The sequence below is a fragment of the Salinispira sp. genome (assembly GCF_059431795.1).
Genome location: NZ_JBXWXS010000042.1, coordinates 1 through 16,977, shown reverse-complemented (window position 1 = coordinate 16,977; position 16,977 = coordinate 1). Strand labels below are relative to the sequence as shown.

Sequence of the window (16,977 nt, the reverse complement as noted above, 5' to 3'; positions counted from 1 at the left end):
CGGCTCGGTTGGGGCCAAAATCGGCATTGGACTCCTTCCCTTGTGAATAGCATTGGTCAATTATAGTATAGCATGGGATGGGGCACAAAGGGTTGCCCCTTCCCGGGGAGAATGGCATGGGTGAAAATGATCTGGGGGTTGAAATGGGAACGGAAACCCGGGGGGATATTATGGGTTCGACTGAAGATAACCCCGACCTGGTTTCCGGACAGGTAGAGCTGATCCGGGAAGTGTTCAAATACGCCAAACGCTTTTCTGCAAAACGCTTCGTGATCCAAATTTCGTCGGCGCTCATAGAGCATCCTCTCTTCCCCTCCCTCATTCAGGATATTGCCACCCTGCACCAGGGCGGAATCCGGATAATTCTGGTTGCCGGAGCAGGGAGACGGATCGATGCGGTGCTCCGCCAGTTCAATATGGAGCCTGAGTTCGCTGACGGATTAAGGATCAGCCGGGAATCCATGCTGCCGCTCATAAAAATGGCCGCCTTCGATACCGCCAACCGCTTAATGAGCGAACTCTCCAGTCATCAGGTAAGCAGCGTTATCGGTAACTGGGTCCGGGCCCGGGCCCTGGGCGTAGTAAATGGCACGGATTTTCACATGACCGGTAGGGTGGAACGGATTAGCGCAGCTCAGATTGAACGGGTGCTCAACGATGACATAATTCCCATTCTTCCCTGTATCGGCTGGAACAATCTGGGTCAGGCATACAATATTTCCAGCCTGGAACTGGCCCGGCATCTGGCCTCAACCCTTAGGGCAGAAAAGCTGTTTTATATAACCAGCGCGTTCCGCCTGAGTGAGAAGAATTTCCGCTTCCGGGAGGAGGGCACGGTCTTAAATAACGGCGCTCTCACCAGAATGACAGTGGCGGGTGCGGGGAGTTTTCTGGAAGATAATGCGGGGCTGCTGGATCCGGTGGCCTCGGAAATAATCGTTCACGCAACCGAAGCGGTAAGCAGCGGGGTTGAACGGGTGCATATCCTTAACGGCAGCAGTGACGGTGCGCTTCTGAAAGAAACCTTCAGCACCAAAGGAAGCGGGGTGATGATACACGCCGATCCCTTCGATGCCATCCGCCCCATGGAAGAGTCTGATGTGAGTCAGGTGCTCCGGCTGATGACCCCGGGAATTGAAGAGGGCCAGCTTCTTCCCCGGGGTAGGGAGCAGCTGCTCGAAGGGCGGAGCGACTACGTGGTGTACGTAACCGACGGCTCGGTGAGAGGCTGCGGTGCGCTCCATGAATTTCCCGGTAAGCTGGGGGAGATCGCCGCCATGGCCGTGGATCCGGGGTATAACCATCTGGGTATCGGACAGAAAATTCTGCGCTACTTAATCCAGCATGCAAAAGAGCAGGGGTTGAACCGGATTTTCGCCCTCACAACCCGGGCAAGTGACTGGTTCATGTCTCTGGGGTTCAGAAAAGGGGAGTTGAGCCATCTGCCGGAAGAAAAGAGGCGGAATTATAATAACGGCAGGAACAGCAGGATTTATTACCTGCCGATCGATTGAGTTCTTTTTGGAGATTTCAACCCGGGCGGCAGTCAAGAATCCGCTTGCCCAGCGCCCGCTGCTCCTCCATCTCCCGGTGGGCCCTGTCGGCCTGTGCCAGGGGATGGATGTTCTGGATCACCGGCAGGATATCTTCCGATGCGCAGCCCTTCTCTATGGAGCGGTGAATGCTCTTGTTGGCGTCGGGGCTGTTGCCCATGAGTACCACGCCCCGTATATCCAGCTCTTTTCCCATGGTTTTCCGGGGAATCAGCAGAGTTTCGCCCCTGCTTCCGATAATCATTACCCGTCCACCCGGAGCCAGCAGGTCTAAATCCCGGTCCAGATTAAGATCCGCCCGCATCTCCAGAATCAGGTCGAAGCCTTCCGGGCGCCGGGAGCGGATTTCATTCGTATAATCTGTCTCTCTGTGATTAAACCGCTGCTCTACTCCCTGCTGGCGGAGCAGCTCAAGGCCTTCAGTGCTGCCGGCTGTGGCCCACACTTCATTTCCCAGAAATCCGCACCATTGAACAGCGGCCATGCCCACGCCTCCGCTGCCTCCGTGGATAAACACCCTGTGGGTGGGAAGCACCGATCCCCTGAACACCAGGGCACGATATGCGGTGAAATAATTCACAAAAAGGCCTGCGGCCCGGCTCAGCGCCATTCCCCGGGGAACCGGGAATACCTGGCTGCAGTCGGCAATGCACCATCCCGCGTAGGTGCCGGTTTTGGACCATGCCACATACACCGGGTCTCCGCTCTTCATGCCGGTGTACAGATTCCCGCTGCATTCCGGTCCCAGTGCTTCAATGTGCCCGGCTCCCTCGAAACCCGGGCAAAATGGAAGGTCGGGCGTATATCCTTGACTTCCTGCCCGCCGGTACCCGTCAACCGGATTCACCCCGGAGAATGAGAGACGGACCAGGACCTCTCCGGGCCCCGGTGCCGGAGGGGCCTGCTCCTGGAGGGAAAGGGCTTCCGGCCCGCCGTAGGAGTTCACAATTATCCGATAATTTCCGTTCGTGTTTCCCATGCCTGCCCGTCCTTTCGGTTTCCCGTTGTGTAGGTATATATCAGCATAGCACACTGATGTTGCACCTGGAAACTCTACGAAATTTCTGTACCCCGTAGGCTCATGCGGGTAGAATGATCGTATTATGAGAACCTGCAAATCATTGAACCAGGGGTGGAAGTTCACCCCGGAATTTACTCCCCCAAGGGATTCCCGATCCGAACTCCCTGAACTGAACACCGAAGCCTGGCAAAACATTTGTCTTCCCCACAGCGTACGGGAACTGCCCTATAACGGGTTTGACGAGCGGGACACTCAGCTCTTTTCGGCCTACTGGAGAATCATAGAGGTTCCCCCGGAGGCCGCAGGCAGACGGACGCTGCTCCATTTCGAAGGGGTTATGCTCAGCTGCGTTATCCGGGTAAACGGCGGTTATGCAGGTGAACATGCGGGGGGCTATACACCATTCGATATTGATATCAGCTCCCATTGTACCCCCGGGCAAAGCTGTGAAGTACTGGTCACCGTGGATTCCCGGGAGAATCAGAATATACCTCCTTTTGGAAATGTGGTGGATTTTCTCGCCTTCGGGGGAATTTACCGGGATGTTGAGCTGCATATCCGGGAAAAGAGAGCCGTATCTGAACTGCGGATTGTGGAACAGAACCTGAGACTGCAGCAGACCAGCGGATCGGATGCTCTGCCCAGTCTGAGCGGGGACGGGGAGTTTGAAATTCTTACCGGTATTTCGTCACTGTCCCAGGATGAACGGCTGCCCGACATCGGCCTGCTTCTGGAGCTGGAAGAAAACGGCCGGATTTCCCATTCACGGCGGATTGAGCTGAACCGTTCAATGATGGTCCCCGATGAGAGCAATAACAGCATGACCGCCTTCAGATTCCCCATTGCACTGGAAAATCTTCAGCTATGGGATCCTGACAGACCGTTTCTGTATGATCTGAAAGTCCGGCTCCTTGTGCCCGGCGGCGGGGACTCCGAGCTGATTCACGAGCCGGATCCCGAAACGGATTATGGAGGGAGTCCCGAAACGAATTATGCAGCGAGTCCTGAAACGGAGCAGGCACATACCCGGGATGAGGCTGACGTCTTTCGTTTCACCACCGGCTTTCGCCATATCGATTATCGCCCCGACGGCTTCTACCTGAACGGCAGAAAGTTCACCATTATCGGGCTGAACCGGCATCAGAGTTTTCCCTATGCGGGATATGCCATGCCCGCAAGAGCCCAGCGCAGGGACGCCGATATCCTGAAATATGAACTGGCGGTCAATTTGGTTCGGACAAGCCATTACCCCCAGTCGCGGCATTTTCTCCGGCGATGTAACGAGATCGGCCTTCTGGTAATGGAGGAAATTCCCGGTTGGCAATACATCGGCGATGAAGAATGGAAAAAGCAAAGCCTTCAGGAAACCGGGGAAATGATCCGTGCCCACGCCCACCATCCGTCAATAATCATGTGGGGGGTGCGGATTAACGAAAGTCCCGATGACGATAATTTCTATTCACTGACCAATGCCCTTGCGGCCCGCCTGGACGCAACCCGGCCCCGTGGGGGTGTGAGAAATTTTGCCGGTTCCCGGCTGTTTGAGAATGTGTACACCTTCAATGAGTTCAACCACGACGGCAGGGAGCGTCCCATCCGGCCCCGGAAAAACATTGCGAAGAAGAAGGTGCCGTTTCTGGTAACCGAACATAACGGCCATATGTACCCCACCAAGCGTTTTGACCAGGAGGAGCGGCTCATTGAACATGCCTTGCGTCATGCCAGGGTAATGAACGCGGCGGTTTTGCAAAAGGATGTAACAGGGGCAATCGGCTGGTGCGCCTTCGATTACAACACCCACAAGGAGTTTGGAAGCGGTGACCGGATCTGTTATCACGGGGTAATGGATATGTTCCGCATCCCAAAATTCGCCGCCCATCTGTATAAAAGTCAGCAGGATCCCCGGGGACCGGCCGCCGGGAACGGGGGCGGGGAAACCGAGGGCCGGGCGGTGGCAGGCGACGGTTCCGGTCCCCCAGCGCCCGGCCAGAAAGTGACGGGCCGGGCGGTGACGGCTCTGGCTGGGATGGACCGGGCGGTGATGGAGCCCCTGACCCATTTTGCCCTGGGCGAACGGGACGGGGCAAGAAGCTTTCCCATTTATGTGGCCACCAACTGCCAGAGCATCAGAGTTGAGCGCAACGGAGAATTTGTGGGGGAGTTTTTTCCCTGCAGGGAGGAGTTTCCGGGGCTGGCCCATCCTCCGGTGAAGATTCCCGAACTGGTGGGAAACCGCCTGGACGGTTACGGCTTCTCCCAGCGGCAAATCCGGCGGCTGAAGCGTATTCTGGCAATTATTCTTGAGAAGGGAACCCCCGGCCTCTCCCCGGGCCACTGGATTTCCATGGGGCTGATATTTCTGCGAAGGGGAATCAACTTTGTGGAGGCCGAGCGGATCTTTAATCGGGCGGCCACAGGCTGGGGGGAACCCCACCAGCAGTACCGGTTCACGGGCATGATACATGGAGAAGCTGCAATTGAGGCAGAATACGGCGATGCTGTGCCCCGGAAACTGAAGGTTCACTCGGACGATACGCGCTTGAGTGGAGGAGAGTGGGACTGTACGCGGATTGTCTGCAGGCTGGAGGACCGGTTCGGGAATGTGACTCCCTATGTGAACGACTATGTGCAGTTCTCGGTCGAGGGGCCCGGCCGGGTAATAGGTCCGGAACAGACGGCCTTTATCGGCGGAGCCATTGCCGTGTGGGTACGCAGCCGGGGTACTCCGGGGACTATCCGCTTTCGGGCGGAATGCGGACGATTCAGCTCGGAAACCCTGGAAATCAGCGTGGAATAGTCCTCCAGCTGCGGCGGTGGATTCAGCATCTGATGAGCTGACGATGAGCCGATGATGAGCCGATGATGAGCTGATGGTGTGCCGATGATGAGCGGCAAAATTACCATTTGGCAGTTGGGACATTTTTCGGTATATTATGCAGGTCTCCCAGTTTGGCTGCGGTTTGTCAGCCGGAGGGAGCTGTGTGCCGATGTACCCCGGCGCTTTCTCACCGGACCCTGCCGGGTTCCGGTGCAATATCTATTCCATACAGTTCACATAAAGGAGAAGCAGGATGGCAACCCATCAGTTTCAAACAGAAGTAGGCCAGCTACTTCATCTCATTACACACTCTCTGTATTCCCATAAGGAGATATTTATCAGGGAGCTGGTATCTAACTCCTCCGATGCCCTGGATAAGCTGAAGTATCTGACCCTTACCGACGACAAGCTCAAGGAAATGAGCTTCGATCCGAAGATTCATATCAATTTTGAAGAAGGGGATGAGCCCCGGGTGATCGTGCAGGACAATGGTCTTGGAATGAATGACGCAGACCTTTCGGAGAATCTTGGAACCATCGCGAAAAGCGGCACCAAGGCGTTTATCGGCCAGCTTAGCGGCGACACCAAGAAAGACAGCAACCTCATCGGTCAGTTCGGTGTGGGCTTTTATTCCGCCTTCATGGTATCGGACAAAATTGACGTGTACAGCCGGAAGGTTGGAGAAGAGATAACCTGGCACTGGAGCAGTGACGGAAAGGGCGAGTTTACCATTCAGAAAGCCGCCGAGGACGATGCAGAGGCTGCAAAACTGGAAGGACAGGGAACGCGAATTGTCTGTCATCTGAACGAAGAGGGAAAAGAGTTCGCCAACCGCTGGCAGATTCAGGAAGTGATCAAGAAGTATTCCAATCACATCGCATTTCCCATTTTTCTCACCTACGAAAAGACCAATTACGATGACAAGGGCGAAGAAACCGGCAAGGAAACGGTCACCGAGCAGGTGAACTCAGCGAACGCCCTGTGGAAGCGGAGCAAGTCGGAAATCAGCGAAGAGGAATATAAGGAATTTTACAAATCCATCTCCCACGACGGGGGGGAACCCCTGTTCTGGCTTCATACCCAGGCCGAGGGAACCCTTGAGTACACCACTCTCTTTTATGTGCCCAAGACCGCTCCCTTCGATATGAACTATGCCGAGTACAAGCCGGGGGTAAAGCTCTATGTCCGACGGGTGTTTATTACCGACGATGAAAAAGAACTTCTTCCCACATATCTGCGCTTCCTTAAAGGGGTGATCGACAGCGAAGACCTACCCTTGAATGTGAGCCGGGAGATACTTCAGCAGAACCGGATTATGACCAATATCCGCAACGCATCGGTGAACAAGATTCTCGCGGAGTTCAAGCGCATTGCCCTGGAAGATCCGGACAGCTACAAAGAGTTTATTGAACAGTATAACCGGCCGCTGAAAGAGGGGCTCTACACCGATTACAGCCATAAAGAAGACCTGATGGAGCTGGTTCGTTTTAAATCCACCAAGGTGGAAGGCTACACAAGTCTCGCCGAATACAGCGAGCGAATGCTTCCGGACCAGAAAGCCATCTATTATATTACCGGCGACAAGGAATCCACCCTGCGCAATTCTCCTCTTCTTGAAGCTTACAAGAAGAAGGATATTGAAGTTTTGATTATGGATGACGATATCGACGAGATTGTGGTTCCCGGTCTGATGAAGTACAAGGAAACCGATCTGAAGGCGGTGAACCGTTCCGATGCCGGTGAGGATCTGAACGAAAAAGCTGACAAGAAGAAAGAGAAAGACACCCAACCGGTTGTTGAAAAAGTGAAGAAAGCCTTGGGTGAGCGGGTGAAGGAAGTGAAGGTTTCCGTCCGGCTGGCAGACAGCCCCAGCTGTATTGTTGTGGATGAAAGCGACCCCACATTCCAGATGCAGTCAATGATGAAAGCTATGGGTCAGGGAGCCGAATTGCCGGAGATTAAGCCCATTCTGGAGATAAACCCCGACCATGAAATCGTACAGAAACTGAAGGATCTGGATGACGAGGATCGGGTATCAGATATCTCCTCTCTGCTTCTGGACCAGGCTCTGCTGGTTGAAGGAATTCAACTGAAAGACCCTGCGGATTTCGTGAAGAAGCTGAACCGCATTATGGGCGGAGCAATTTAATCAGAATACCTCCAGCTACCCGGCACAGTGGGTAAATACAGCCCCCGGAGAGAAACTTCGGGGGCTTTTTCTATGTGTGCCCGGCATGGCGCACCTAGGTGGGAGTAAAGGTCTCTTAGAGGCCCGACAGGGGAACAGTAAGCCGGACACCCGTTTTGGGGTGAGTGCAGAAACCCGGCTTTCCGGGTATGACTCTGCACGCTGCTGTGTGTCAACGCTTCATTTTTTTATTGAGGATATATCCGTGAACATAGGTTCCGATAAAAAACCCCAGAATGGTGAACAGCGTACCCAGTTTTCCTTCCCCAAGCATGGCCAGGGCCGTACCCGGGCAGGCTCCTGCCAGGCCCCAGCCCAGGCCGAAAATGAGCGAACCGGGTACCAGCCCTTTCTTCCAGGGCTTGCGAGTATATGAGGCAACCTGCCTGCTGATCAGTGTTTTTGCCTTCAGTGCCTTGTATATCTGGTTCCCCACAAATCCCACGCCTGCGGCGGTGACAATTACCCATAGCAGCTGTAAATCCCGGAAGAGGAAGAGCTTGGGGTAAAAATCGTAGGTGGTAGCGCCTGCCCTGCTGAGAAAAAACCCGAAGAGGGCTCCCAGGCCGATGAACATCAGCCTGCCGGCTGTACTTTTTCCGGAAACAGTCCGGGATGCCCGGGATGTTCCCAGGTTCTGTATTGATGCATCTGACATAATAATTCCTCCTGAGCAATTTCCAAAATCGCTGATTTTTGAAATTGCCTCTCCTGTATATCAGCCCAGAGCTGGGAGAATGGTAAAAAGAAACTGAACGATGATTATTCCCCCGGCGAAAAATCCCGCGGATGCGGCGATGCTGGGAGGATTCAGCTGAGCCAGGCCGCTGATAGAATGGCCTGACGTGCAGCCGCCGGCCATTCTGCTTCCCAGACCGATGAGAATTCCCCCGCCGGTGAGTACAAGACCCTTCAGCCAGAGGGCGTCGGGTAGAACCGATTCATACATTTGTCCCATGTTGAAACTTGCCACCATGGGCTGGGGGCTTGTGAGCCCGGCAATGAGTCCCCCCAGGGGAATGCCGATAATAAACCAGAGCCGCCAGTTGAAGTTGTCCTCATATTTCCCCTGGTGAAAAAACGGAAGCCGGGAAAAAAATCCGCATACGTTGCCGAAGGCTGTGCTTACCCCCAGGGGGTGACCGGTGATAAGCAGTTGAAACAGGAGATAACTCCCGATGGCCAGGCCGCCCACCCAGCCCTGCCAAACAATAACCTGTGTGATTTCCTGCATGGATACCTCCTGTTAGCTCCGGAAAAAACCCGTTACACTAAGGGTAATATACCCATTGCTTGGTGCAAACTCAAGTAACCCGACATGAAAACTTGACAATATGCGCGGTGCCGGGATCGGTCTCAATGTGATCGGTCTCAATGTGATCGGCTTCAATGTGATCGTTTTCAATGTGATCGTTTTCAATGTGATCGGCCAAACCGAAAACCGTTGCATCCAAAATCGAAGCACCGGAATCCGGCGTAGCAGGCTGAAGATGGGTAATCACAATTCTGGGGGAAACAATGGCCGAAGCCCTTCTGCGACTTCTGGGACTTACATTGCTGGGATACCTGCTTTTCAAGCCTTCCGCGATCCACCGGCGGGTGCTGCCGGTTTTCACCTTTCTAATGATCAATATCATGTTTCCCCTGTATTCAATTACCCGCTACGGGATGAATTGGGAGGAAGCGGTTACAGCAGGGCCCTTCTGGCTTATTGTGTTTTTCTTCATTGGAGTTGCTACCCTGGCCCTGCAGTACGGCGGGGTGAAGCTTCTGCTGAAACAGGGTGCCTTCCCCCGGCTCAGGGATGAAAACCGATCGGAGTTTATTCTGCTCTTTGCGGTTCATAACGCCGGTTACATTCCTCTTCCCATCCTGCAGGTGGTGGCACCGGCAGCGGTGACCGTGTATATGTTTTCTTACATTCTGGCATTTCAACTGATTTTCTGGAGCTTTGTGATCAGTATTATCACCTCGGACAGTGCTCAGGGAATAAAAATCCGGATAAAACCCAATATGCCCCTTGCGGGGCTTCTCATTGGTTTGCTTCTGGCATCCACCGGGTTGTACGGGGCAATACCCGAACTGCTGCGGGATGGGGCGGAATTTATTGCAGCCTATGCAATGGACGGAATTCTGATTGTCCTGGGAGGAATTCTCGCAGGGATTCCCCACGATAAGCTGCGCTCACACCGGGAGTTTCTCCCCTTTGTGGTATGGCGACAAATTGTCTGGCCCGGCGGAATGTTGTTGCTGATGGTTCTGCTCAGGTTGGCAGTTCAGGGGGGCGGGCTGTTCCCGGGAACGGCGATAACCCTCTCGGACAGCTGGAGGTGGCTGCAATTAGTGGTGGTGCTGGAGGCTGCGGCTCCGCCGGGAACAAACCTGGGAATTGTGATCAAGGCCTTCGGCAGCCGGGAGCAGTTACACTATGCAGGAAGCGGGCTGATTGTCAGCTATGCTGCTGCTGCGCTGTTCCTGCCACTGTATGTGTGGCTGGCTCTGACAGTATGATACCCTCCGGGGGCGTATAAAACCAGTGCGGCAGTGTTGCGCATGCACACGGGGTTGGTTGGGCACAAATCCTGATGCCCTGAATACAGCAGGCTTGGGGCGGCTATCAGCGGAAGCGGAGAATTTCCCAGCCGTTGCGCTTCGCTTTCATGTGAAGCAGAACATCGGGGTTGGTGGCCACAGGGTATCCCACCCTGTTCATCATTCCCAGATCCATAATGCTGTCGGTGAAGAATGCGGCCGAACTGTTGGGAATCCGCCGGTCCTTTAAAAGGGCCGCAGCCCGGTGCAGTTTTTCCAGACCGATGCAGTGCTTCCCCAGTACACGGCCGGTGCACAAACCTTTTTCATACCCCAGATGGGTGGTGAGTACGTGGGATGCGGGAATATGGAGAAAGGCGGCAAGGGGAGATATAAGAAAATCCAGGGAGGCAGTGGCCAGTATCACCAGACAGCCCCGGGATTGAAGCTCCCTGATCAGGGCGATAGCTTCGGGATACACCCCCTTTACCATGTAGCGGAGGAACACTTCTTCAGCGAGCTCATCCAGAAGCTCCCTGGACATCCCTTCAAGAAAGGGTAGGTGCCGGGGGAGATTTTCGGAGTTCGCCAGCCCCAGCCGGGCCTGAACGTGCAGCTTTGCGGAAGCCAGAAGCTGCAGGGGATGCAGCAGTTTGTTTCGAATGGCGGTTTTGGCGAAGGCAATGGTGCTTGAATGCTTGAGAATGGTGTAATCCACGTCGAACACCGCAGCCCGGGCCTGTAACGCATTCAGATCCGAGAAGGGTGCTGTGGAAAAGCCTCTATTCATCAAGGATGACTGTCCTTTGGCCATTCTGGGCGGATGTTACATCTTCCAGTATAGTGAAAAATCCCGGAAATGTTACCGATGCGGCCTCTGCGCTACCAATGCGCATTTCTCCCTCGCTGGCCAGTCCGGCAACTGCACATGCCATGACGATTCGGTGATCATCATGACCGTCCACTTCGGCGCCCCGGGGACGGCCGCCTTCAACTGTGAGACCATCCTCCTGCTGGTTGCAGGAGATCCTCATTTTTTTCAGTTCACGGTACATGCAGTCGATCCGGTCGGTTTCCTTCAGGCGGGCTTGGGGTACGTTGGTGAGCCTGGTGGTTCCCCGGGCGAATGCGGCGGTCACCGCAAGGGCGGGCAGGGCGTCGGGTATGGCGTTGATATCGAAGTCGCCTCCCTGCAGCCGTTCTCCCTTCCCGGAATCCGGACCGCTGATGAGGATCCCTTCATTTTTTACTTCAACGACGCACCCCATCTGCTCAAGAATGGCAAACACCGCCTTGTCCCCTTGGCTGTCGTTCATATTCAGCCCCTTTAAAAGCAGTGTGGATCCGGTAATTGCTGCAGCACATGCAAAAAAGGTGGCACTGGAAAAATCTCCGGGAACCGCTTTTTGAAAGGATCTATAGCTCTGCCCTCCGGGGATGCTTATCTGCTTCCAGTCACGGTTTTCGAATTCTATTCCTTGTTCTTCAAGCCAAGACTGGGTCATCTCTGCGTAGGGCTGCTCATGGAGAAGGCTCACCCGGATCTCCGCCCGACTTCCCGAGGGCATAAGGGGCAGAGCCAGCATCAGGCTGGAAAGATACTGGCTGGTTGGGCATGCGATCTCCGTGCTTCCCCCGGTCATGGGACCGGATACAATGAACGGTGCCGCGTCTGTCTGCCGGGTGGTGCGGGCTTCTGCTCCCAGATCGCCGAATGCATTCAGCAGGCTGCGGATAGGCCGTGCCCGGATCTGATCATCTCCGGTAAACACGGTAATTCCCGGGGAGAGGGCGGCGATGCCCGCTGCCAGATAAAGCGTAGTGCCCGAATTGCCCACATCAAGCACATCCGCCGGCGGTTCAACCAGAATGCCCGACTTCCTGTGTCCCACGCCCTGAACCTTCAGTGCTCTTTGGTAACCAAGGGCTCCTCCGGGGATCTCCTCCACCTGTGCGCCGAATGCCCGGACAGCGTGGATGCAGGAAACCGCATCCTTACTGTCCAGGGGATTTGCAATAATGCTCTCACCGTCGGCAAGTGAGGCGATAAGAAGTGCGCGAATTGTATGAGACTTGGAAGCGGGTATAATTACCTCGCCTGCGGGTTGAGCATTCTGTATGCGTGCAATCATGGAAATATCCTGTAAAAATGAAGTGTGTCTATTGTATCAGTTTGGCCAGTTTGGTAAATACATCCCGGCTTTCGGGGAGGAAGTCAGCGGCAACAAACACATGAAAGGCTCCGGAGTACTCAAAATAATGGATTTCACATCCCTGTGCTTTGATCTTCCCGCTAAGAATCCGGGCATCCGGCCAGAGTATGTCAGCCGTTCCCTGAAACATATATACCGGAGGAAGTTCCGGCAGCTCTGTATGAACCTGCCTGAGACGAATGTCATCGGCAGTATCTCCGGTCCACCATCGTCCCAATTCTATTAATGCATCCACAGAAAGTATGGGGTCGTGTATTTCCGCTTTTCGGGCACTAGGGTTGTCCATGGTCACATCAAGCCATGGGGAGAAGAGCACAAGACCCGCGGGCTTGACATTCTGCTGTCCCAGAGAGCTGCGCATAGCCATGGTGAGGGCGATCCCCCCACCGGCGGAATCTCCTGCGAACCATATTTCTCCGCCACACCGGGATAGTGCATCCTGTTGAATATGTTCATATGCCCGATCCAGAAATTCATAGGCTTGTACATGTGTATGCTCCGGGGCCAGCGGATAGATGGGCACATACATCACAGCATTCATGCTCCGGGAAAGACGGGCGATAATACTCCAGTGTTCCTTTATGAGGGGCTTTGTATATGCACCGCCGTGATTGTAAATCACAGAACGGCAATTCTTACCGCTTTTAGGCTCAAGGGTGTAATACAAACCGCCCTCAATTTCGGTCCCGGAAACGGTGAAATTGAGCCTTAGGTTCTCAGGGATGGGATCGGGTTGGGGAGCTTTCCTGTTCAAAAGTTGCCGAAGATGATCTTTATAGCGGGACCGGGACAGATCGTTTCTAAAAAACCTCAGATACCAGCTCGCCAGGCGCATTCCCGGACTTGCTTTTCTGCTCCGGGGCTCCGATCTCTGTTTCAGATGTACTCCTTGTATCCTGCATCGGTGACTTTTATATGGTGTTCCACCCATTCCTGAATAAAATCCTGAATTTCCACCGTAAGATATTTATCACCTTGTTTGAACCGTTTCAGGTACTGCTCCACACGCTCAATAAGCCGCCGGTGTTCCTCAACATGTGAATCCTTTTCCGGATAATCACTGATATTAAACAGGGCTTCCTCGCTTCGGAAGTGCATCTCGATATAATCATTGAGATTATCCAGTACGAAGGAAATGCTTTCCTGACCTCGTCCGTTTTCCAGTGCCCGGTGGAAATCGTTTACCAGATCAATCAGCCGGCGGTGCTGGGTGTCGATAATGGGATTTCCCACACTCATATCGTCGGACCATTCAAGCAGGGCCATAGGTTTCTCCTGGGGGTGGATGTTGATACTCCCGGTAATCTCAAACGGGGTATTTTGTTCAGTATATGGGGAAAAGCAAATATGGAAAAGAGCATGATTGCTTCTCCCGCTGGGGTCCGGCCCAGGCGGCCTTGATCTGAAGAAGGGAAATATCATGTAACCACCAAAACATCCGATAGTGAAACTGAGGGAGCGTGTATGAAGCATGGAAGTATGTTGTTTAGATTGATATTGATAATGTTGCCCGCGATGCTATTTTCCCCCCTTAGCCTGCGGGGTGAAGAGATCCTGAGCGAAGAGTTCGGCTGGGCCCAGAACCTTACCGAGACCTGGGAGCTGCTGGACTACGATGCGAACAACGGTATTGCATCATTCTCGGACATGGAAGGACACGCAATATACCAGATCCTCCTGCGGGACCCCGACCAGGGCGGGGAAGATGCCGCTGTTCTGGGCGCACAGATAGCCTCCCAGCTTGCAGGAACGGAAAATCCTGAAGCCGACACCGCGCCTTTCTCATTTTCCGGCCATAGCGCCGCGCTCACGGAGGCAAAATGGACCGCAGGGAGCAACCCGGTGCACGGCTACATTGTCACCATTGACGATACGCCCCTGAAACCCGGCGCATCCCCGTATCCCTTCGATTATATTCTCATTGCATTCAGTCTGGAGGAGGAGTTCAACCTCTACCATGACTTTATTCTCAGCAACCTCGACGGGTTCTCGCCCCTGGAGACGGAAACTCCAATGCCCGGGGCAGTCAGCCAGTTTATCCGCTCCAGCGGCGGCAGCCCTCCCGGTGCCGCTCCCCTGGAACCGGTCCGGAATCCCGAGCCCGGCATGAGTTCACAACGGCTGCAGCCCATGCTGAACCTTCCGCTAAAGCCAGGTTCCCAGGCGGATATTGAAGCCGCCGTGGCCGTTATCGACCGTGAGGCGCGGATTCTGAACCAGTTCGCCGAAGCGCCGGAAGAAACCCGGACAGCCGCCTGGCGGAGATTTTATCAGATGCTCTACAAGGACAGCTGGTACGACATGCGAAGCGCGGCGGAGGTGATTGCCGGGCGGCTGGAGGGCCACGGCGTGATGCGCAGCGAGTGGCCGGGGGAAATACTCTCATGGGTGCAGAACTTTGCCTATCGGCGTACCGGTTCGCTCAGCGATCTGGAGCCGGCCTGGGTGTGCATTAACGAAGAGTCCGGGGACTGCGACAGCCTGGGCCTTGCCTACATGGCAATTCTGGAGCATCTGGGCTTCGATACTGCACTGATGATCAGCGAAAAGCACTCCCACTCCCTGGTGGGGGTGGATGTGAACGGTCCCGGAGCCCGCTTTCCCTTTGACGGCACCCAATGGCTTGTGGCAGAGCTCACCGCAGATGTATCAATAGGAATGATTGCAGCCGACCAGTCAAACCCCGAGGACTGGATGGGGTTTGATCTGGGGTTTCGGGCGGAGTGAAAACCAGGATGCTGCGGCTGGACACCATTTTTATCTGCAAGATATAGAGAACGGAGCAGAGACTATTCGCTACTGATTTTCAATTTCAGTAGCGAATCCACTGTCCGTCAAATCAGCCGTTGAATAATTGCGTACCTTCGAATCATTATCCGTAAGAGCGACAGAGTGTATGGACCATATTCCCGGGTCTGATCCCTGGACTACGGGTATGCTAACCGTAAATGTGCCTATGTACTCTGCACCTGAATATTCAGAGTTAAACGTGTAAACGGTGTTGGACAGAATTGGATCGTTATCGGGCGCAATAATTTCTACCTCGACTTTAAATAGTTTTACATCATCATAGCTTCGAATCTCAATCCTCACCGTTTCATCGCCGGACGAAGTATCTATTTGGGGTGTGAGTATTGTGAGTTCAATAATTTGGGGAGCTTCGCTATCAGAATCAGGCTTCCATCGGGCAAATAGGTCAACATCACTATCGGGCATAATTAACGATGCGTTGGCATCGTAATGGTCTCCCTTGCCATCGGACTGAGTATTCCAGCCGATAAACGAGTATCCACCCGATTTATATAAATCTCCGCCGCCCGATACAATTACCGCTTCACCCTGTGAGTATACGTTGGTATCGTCAGGCGCTGTACCGGATGTATTGTCATTCCCAAAATAGCTGAGTGAATATCCGCTGGAATTTGCCCGCCATTCAGCAAAAAGCGTTACATCCTTCGCCGGCATGGGGAACTCTGTCCCAAAATCATAATGGTCACCGTTGCCGTTTGCGGCGGTGTTCCATCCACTGAGTATGTATCCCGCTCGAGTCATTTGGCCGCCATCGGACAAGATGGCAATAGAGCCTTCAGCATATGTTGAATCATCAGTAGGTATTTCCTCGCCAACATATCCATTCCCATCATAGGTAATGGTGTATGTCGGTGGAGAAAAAGGAGTATCGCATCCGATGAGAGCAAACAAAAGGAGTGAGAAACCTAAAAACAGTACGAATCGTTTCATAGGATCCTCCATGTATCGTAATCTTTCAGTATACTGCGTAAAATGAGGAATTCATGAATTTTCTCTAGAAAAAGAGTCGGGAATTATCGGTAATTTGTATATCAGAGGAAGGAGATTGTATTATTGGAATGTTCTCATAAGCGTTGTATAGTTATAGAGAAAATCGAATTCTTTTTTAATCGCCACCTGCGGGGTATTTATGGGTGTAAACACAGTCTTTTCAAATCTCTTCAAGTTCTGTCTCGTGATATTTGTGCTTATTGCATTACCGGCGGCTCTTTTTGCACAAATAATAACATGGGATGGCGGTGGTGATGGCTCTACATGGAATGATGCAATGAACTGGAACGGAGATACTGTGCCAACGGTGGCCGATAATGTGGATTTGAGCGCAGCTCCTGCAACGGTTCAACTGACCGAAGGCGGTTATGTTAATATTCTTTTTGGTACCGCAGGTAAAATCATCGATCTGAATGACAATACTCTTGCCGCTGCTGATTCTGTAATTCTAAATGGAGGCCTGACCGGTCCCGGTACCCTCGCTGTCACAAATGTCCTGGATATGAGCAACCCCGGCCTTAATATAAGCGGCGCAATTAGTATAAGTGCCGGAAGCATTTCTATAGACGACGGACGGACTCTTGCCTTGACAGGTGCCGCTACACTGACTACCGGAGGAAGCATCAACACCAACACCGACGGTACAATAGACATGTCCGGGTCTACCGGAGCCGTATCTATTGGCGGAGATTTGATTGGCAACGGAACGGCAAGTTTTGGCGGCGGAGCAGTGGATATTGAAGGTGATATAACCGGTGCCGTGGCGTTCACCGAATCATCAACTGCAACAAATATAGCCGGAACAAGTGTCAATTTCAGTGGCGGATTCACAGCTGCCGGTGGCACGGTAA

The 16,977-nt window shown here is 53.6% G+C and carries 15 protein-coding genes; 6 read left to right on the top strand and 9 right to left on the bottom strand.

The annotated features are described in order from the left end of the window. Window positions 1-116: 116 nt before the first annotated feature. Entirely contained in the window at window positions 117-1,514 is a 1,398-nt protein-coding gene (gene argA / locus AC52PS_RS13935) for an amino-acid N-acetyltransferase (protein WP_495563687.1), read from the top strand. Between the two features lie 16 nt (window positions 1,515-1,530). On the opposite strand, the gene AC52PS_RS13930 is transcribed toward argA, so the two are convergent. After that, window positions 1,531-2,532, bottom strand: a complete 1,002-nt coding sequence (locus AC52PS_RS13930; RefSeq protein ID WP_495563686.1) for an NADPH:quinone reductase — start codon at window positions 2,530-2,532, stop codon at window positions 1,531-1,533. A 124-nt stretch (window positions 2,533-2,656) separates the two neighbouring features. Here AC52PS_RS13930 and AC52PS_RS13925 point away from each other — a divergent pair, with 124 nt between their 5' ends. Both AC52PS_RS13925 and htpG read left to right on the top strand, forming a co-directional pair. Then, window positions 2,657-5,371: a glycoside hydrolase family 2 protein gene (locus tag AC52PS_RS13925; RefSeq protein WP_495563685.1), complete on the top strand. Its 2,715-nt coding sequence runs from the start codon at window positions 2,657-2,659 to the stop codon at window positions 5,369-5,371. Window positions 5,372-5,645: 274 nt separating this feature from the next. Then, window positions 5,646-7,541: a molecular chaperone HtpG gene (htpG, locus tag AC52PS_RS13920; RefSeq protein WP_495563684.1), complete on the top strand. Its 1,896-nt coding sequence runs from the start codon at window positions 5,646-5,648 to the stop codon at window positions 7,539-7,541. 211 nt (window positions 7,542-7,752) lie between these two features. Here the strand turns inward: htpG and AC52PS_RS13915 are convergent, their stop codons facing one another. From AC52PS_RS13915 to AC52PS_RS13905, 3 genes are all read right to left on the bottom strand, one after another. After that, window positions 7,753-8,238 (bottom strand): DUF6691 family protein, encoded by a 486-nt coding sequence (locus AC52PS_RS13915; protein WP_495563683.1) that lies wholly within the window; start codon window positions 8,236-8,238, stop codon window positions 7,753-7,755. A 60-nt stretch (window positions 8,239-8,298) separates the two neighbouring features. Then, window positions 8,299-8,814 carry a YeeE/YedE family protein gene (locus AC52PS_RS13910; RefSeq protein ID WP_495563682.1) on the bottom strand — a complete coding sequence of 172 codons (516 nt, stop codon included), beginning with the start codon at window positions 8,812-8,814 and terminating at the stop codon, window positions 8,299-8,301. A 70-nt stretch (window positions 8,815-8,884) separates the two neighbouring features. Continuing rightward, window positions 8,885-9,082, bottom strand: a complete 198-nt coding sequence (locus AC52PS_RS13905) for a hypothetical protein (RefSeq protein ID WP_495563681.1) — start codon at window positions 9,080-9,082, stop codon at window positions 8,885-8,887. A gap of 16 nt (window positions 9,083-9,098) precedes the next feature. On the opposite strand from AC52PS_RS13905, the gene AC52PS_RS13900 reads away from it, so the two are divergent. Continuing rightward, complete coding sequence (locus AC52PS_RS13900) at window positions 9,099-10,091, top strand: AEC family transporter (protein WP_495563680.1); 993 nt, start codon at window positions 9,099-9,101, stop codon at window positions 10,089-10,091. 106 nt (window positions 10,092-10,197) lie between these two features. Here AC52PS_RS13900 and AC52PS_RS13895 read toward each other — a convergent pair whose 3' ends face one another. From AC52PS_RS13895 to AC52PS_RS13880, 4 genes are read right to left on the bottom strand one after another with little or no spacing between them, the layout of a single operon-like run. Then, window positions 10,198-10,902 carry an HAD family hydrolase gene (locus AC52PS_RS13895; RefSeq protein ID WP_495563679.1) on the bottom strand — a complete coding sequence of 235 codons (705 nt, stop codon included), beginning with the start codon at window positions 10,900-10,902 and terminating at the stop codon, window positions 10,198-10,200. Further along, window positions 10,895-12,244 carry a 3-phosphoshikimate 1-carboxyvinyltransferase gene (gene aroA, locus AC52PS_RS13890; RefSeq protein WP_495563678.1) on the bottom strand — a complete coding sequence of 450 codons (1,350 nt, stop codon included), beginning with the start codon at window positions 12,242-12,244 and terminating at the stop codon, window positions 10,895-10,897. Before aroA ends, AC52PS_RS13895 begins: the two co-directional genes overlap by 8 nt. 28 nt (window positions 12,245-12,272) lie before the next feature. Next, on the bottom strand, window positions 12,273-13,160 hold the full coding sequence (locus AC52PS_RS13885; RefSeq protein WP_495563677.1) for an alpha/beta hydrolase fold domain-containing protein: 888 nt from the start codon (window positions 13,158-13,160) through the stop codon (window positions 12,273-12,275). 41 nt (window positions 13,161-13,201) lie between these two features. Continuing rightward, the gene (locus AC52PS_RS13880; protein ID WP_495563676.1) at window positions 13,202-13,591 is read right to left on the bottom strand and encodes a bacteriohemerythrin; all 390 of its coding nucleotides are present in this window, start codon (window positions 13,589-13,591) and stop codon (window positions 13,202-13,204) included. A 249-nt stretch (window positions 13,592-13,840) separates the two neighbouring features. Here AC52PS_RS13880 and AC52PS_RS13875 point away from each other — a divergent pair, with 249 nt between their 5' ends. Then, window positions 13,841-15,052 carry a hypothetical protein gene (locus AC52PS_RS13875; RefSeq protein WP_495563675.1) on the top strand — a complete coding sequence of 404 codons (1,212 nt, stop codon included), beginning with the start codon at window positions 13,841-13,843 and terminating at the stop codon, window positions 15,050-15,052. A gap of 69 nt (window positions 15,053-15,121) precedes the next feature. Here the strand turns inward: AC52PS_RS13875 and AC52PS_RS13870 are convergent, their stop codons facing one another. Beyond that, a complete protein-coding gene (locus tag AC52PS_RS13870) occupies window positions 15,122-16,066 on the bottom strand; it encodes an InlB B-repeat-containing protein (protein WP_495563674.1) in 945 nt (314 codons plus the stop codon). 337 nt (window positions 16,067-16,403) lie between these two features. Here AC52PS_RS13870 and AC52PS_RS13865 point away from each other — a divergent pair. Then, window positions 16,404-16,977, top strand: a 574-nt coding sequence (locus AC52PS_RS13865) for a hypothetical protein (protein ID WP_495563673.1), incomplete at its 3' end; no start/stop codon positions are given.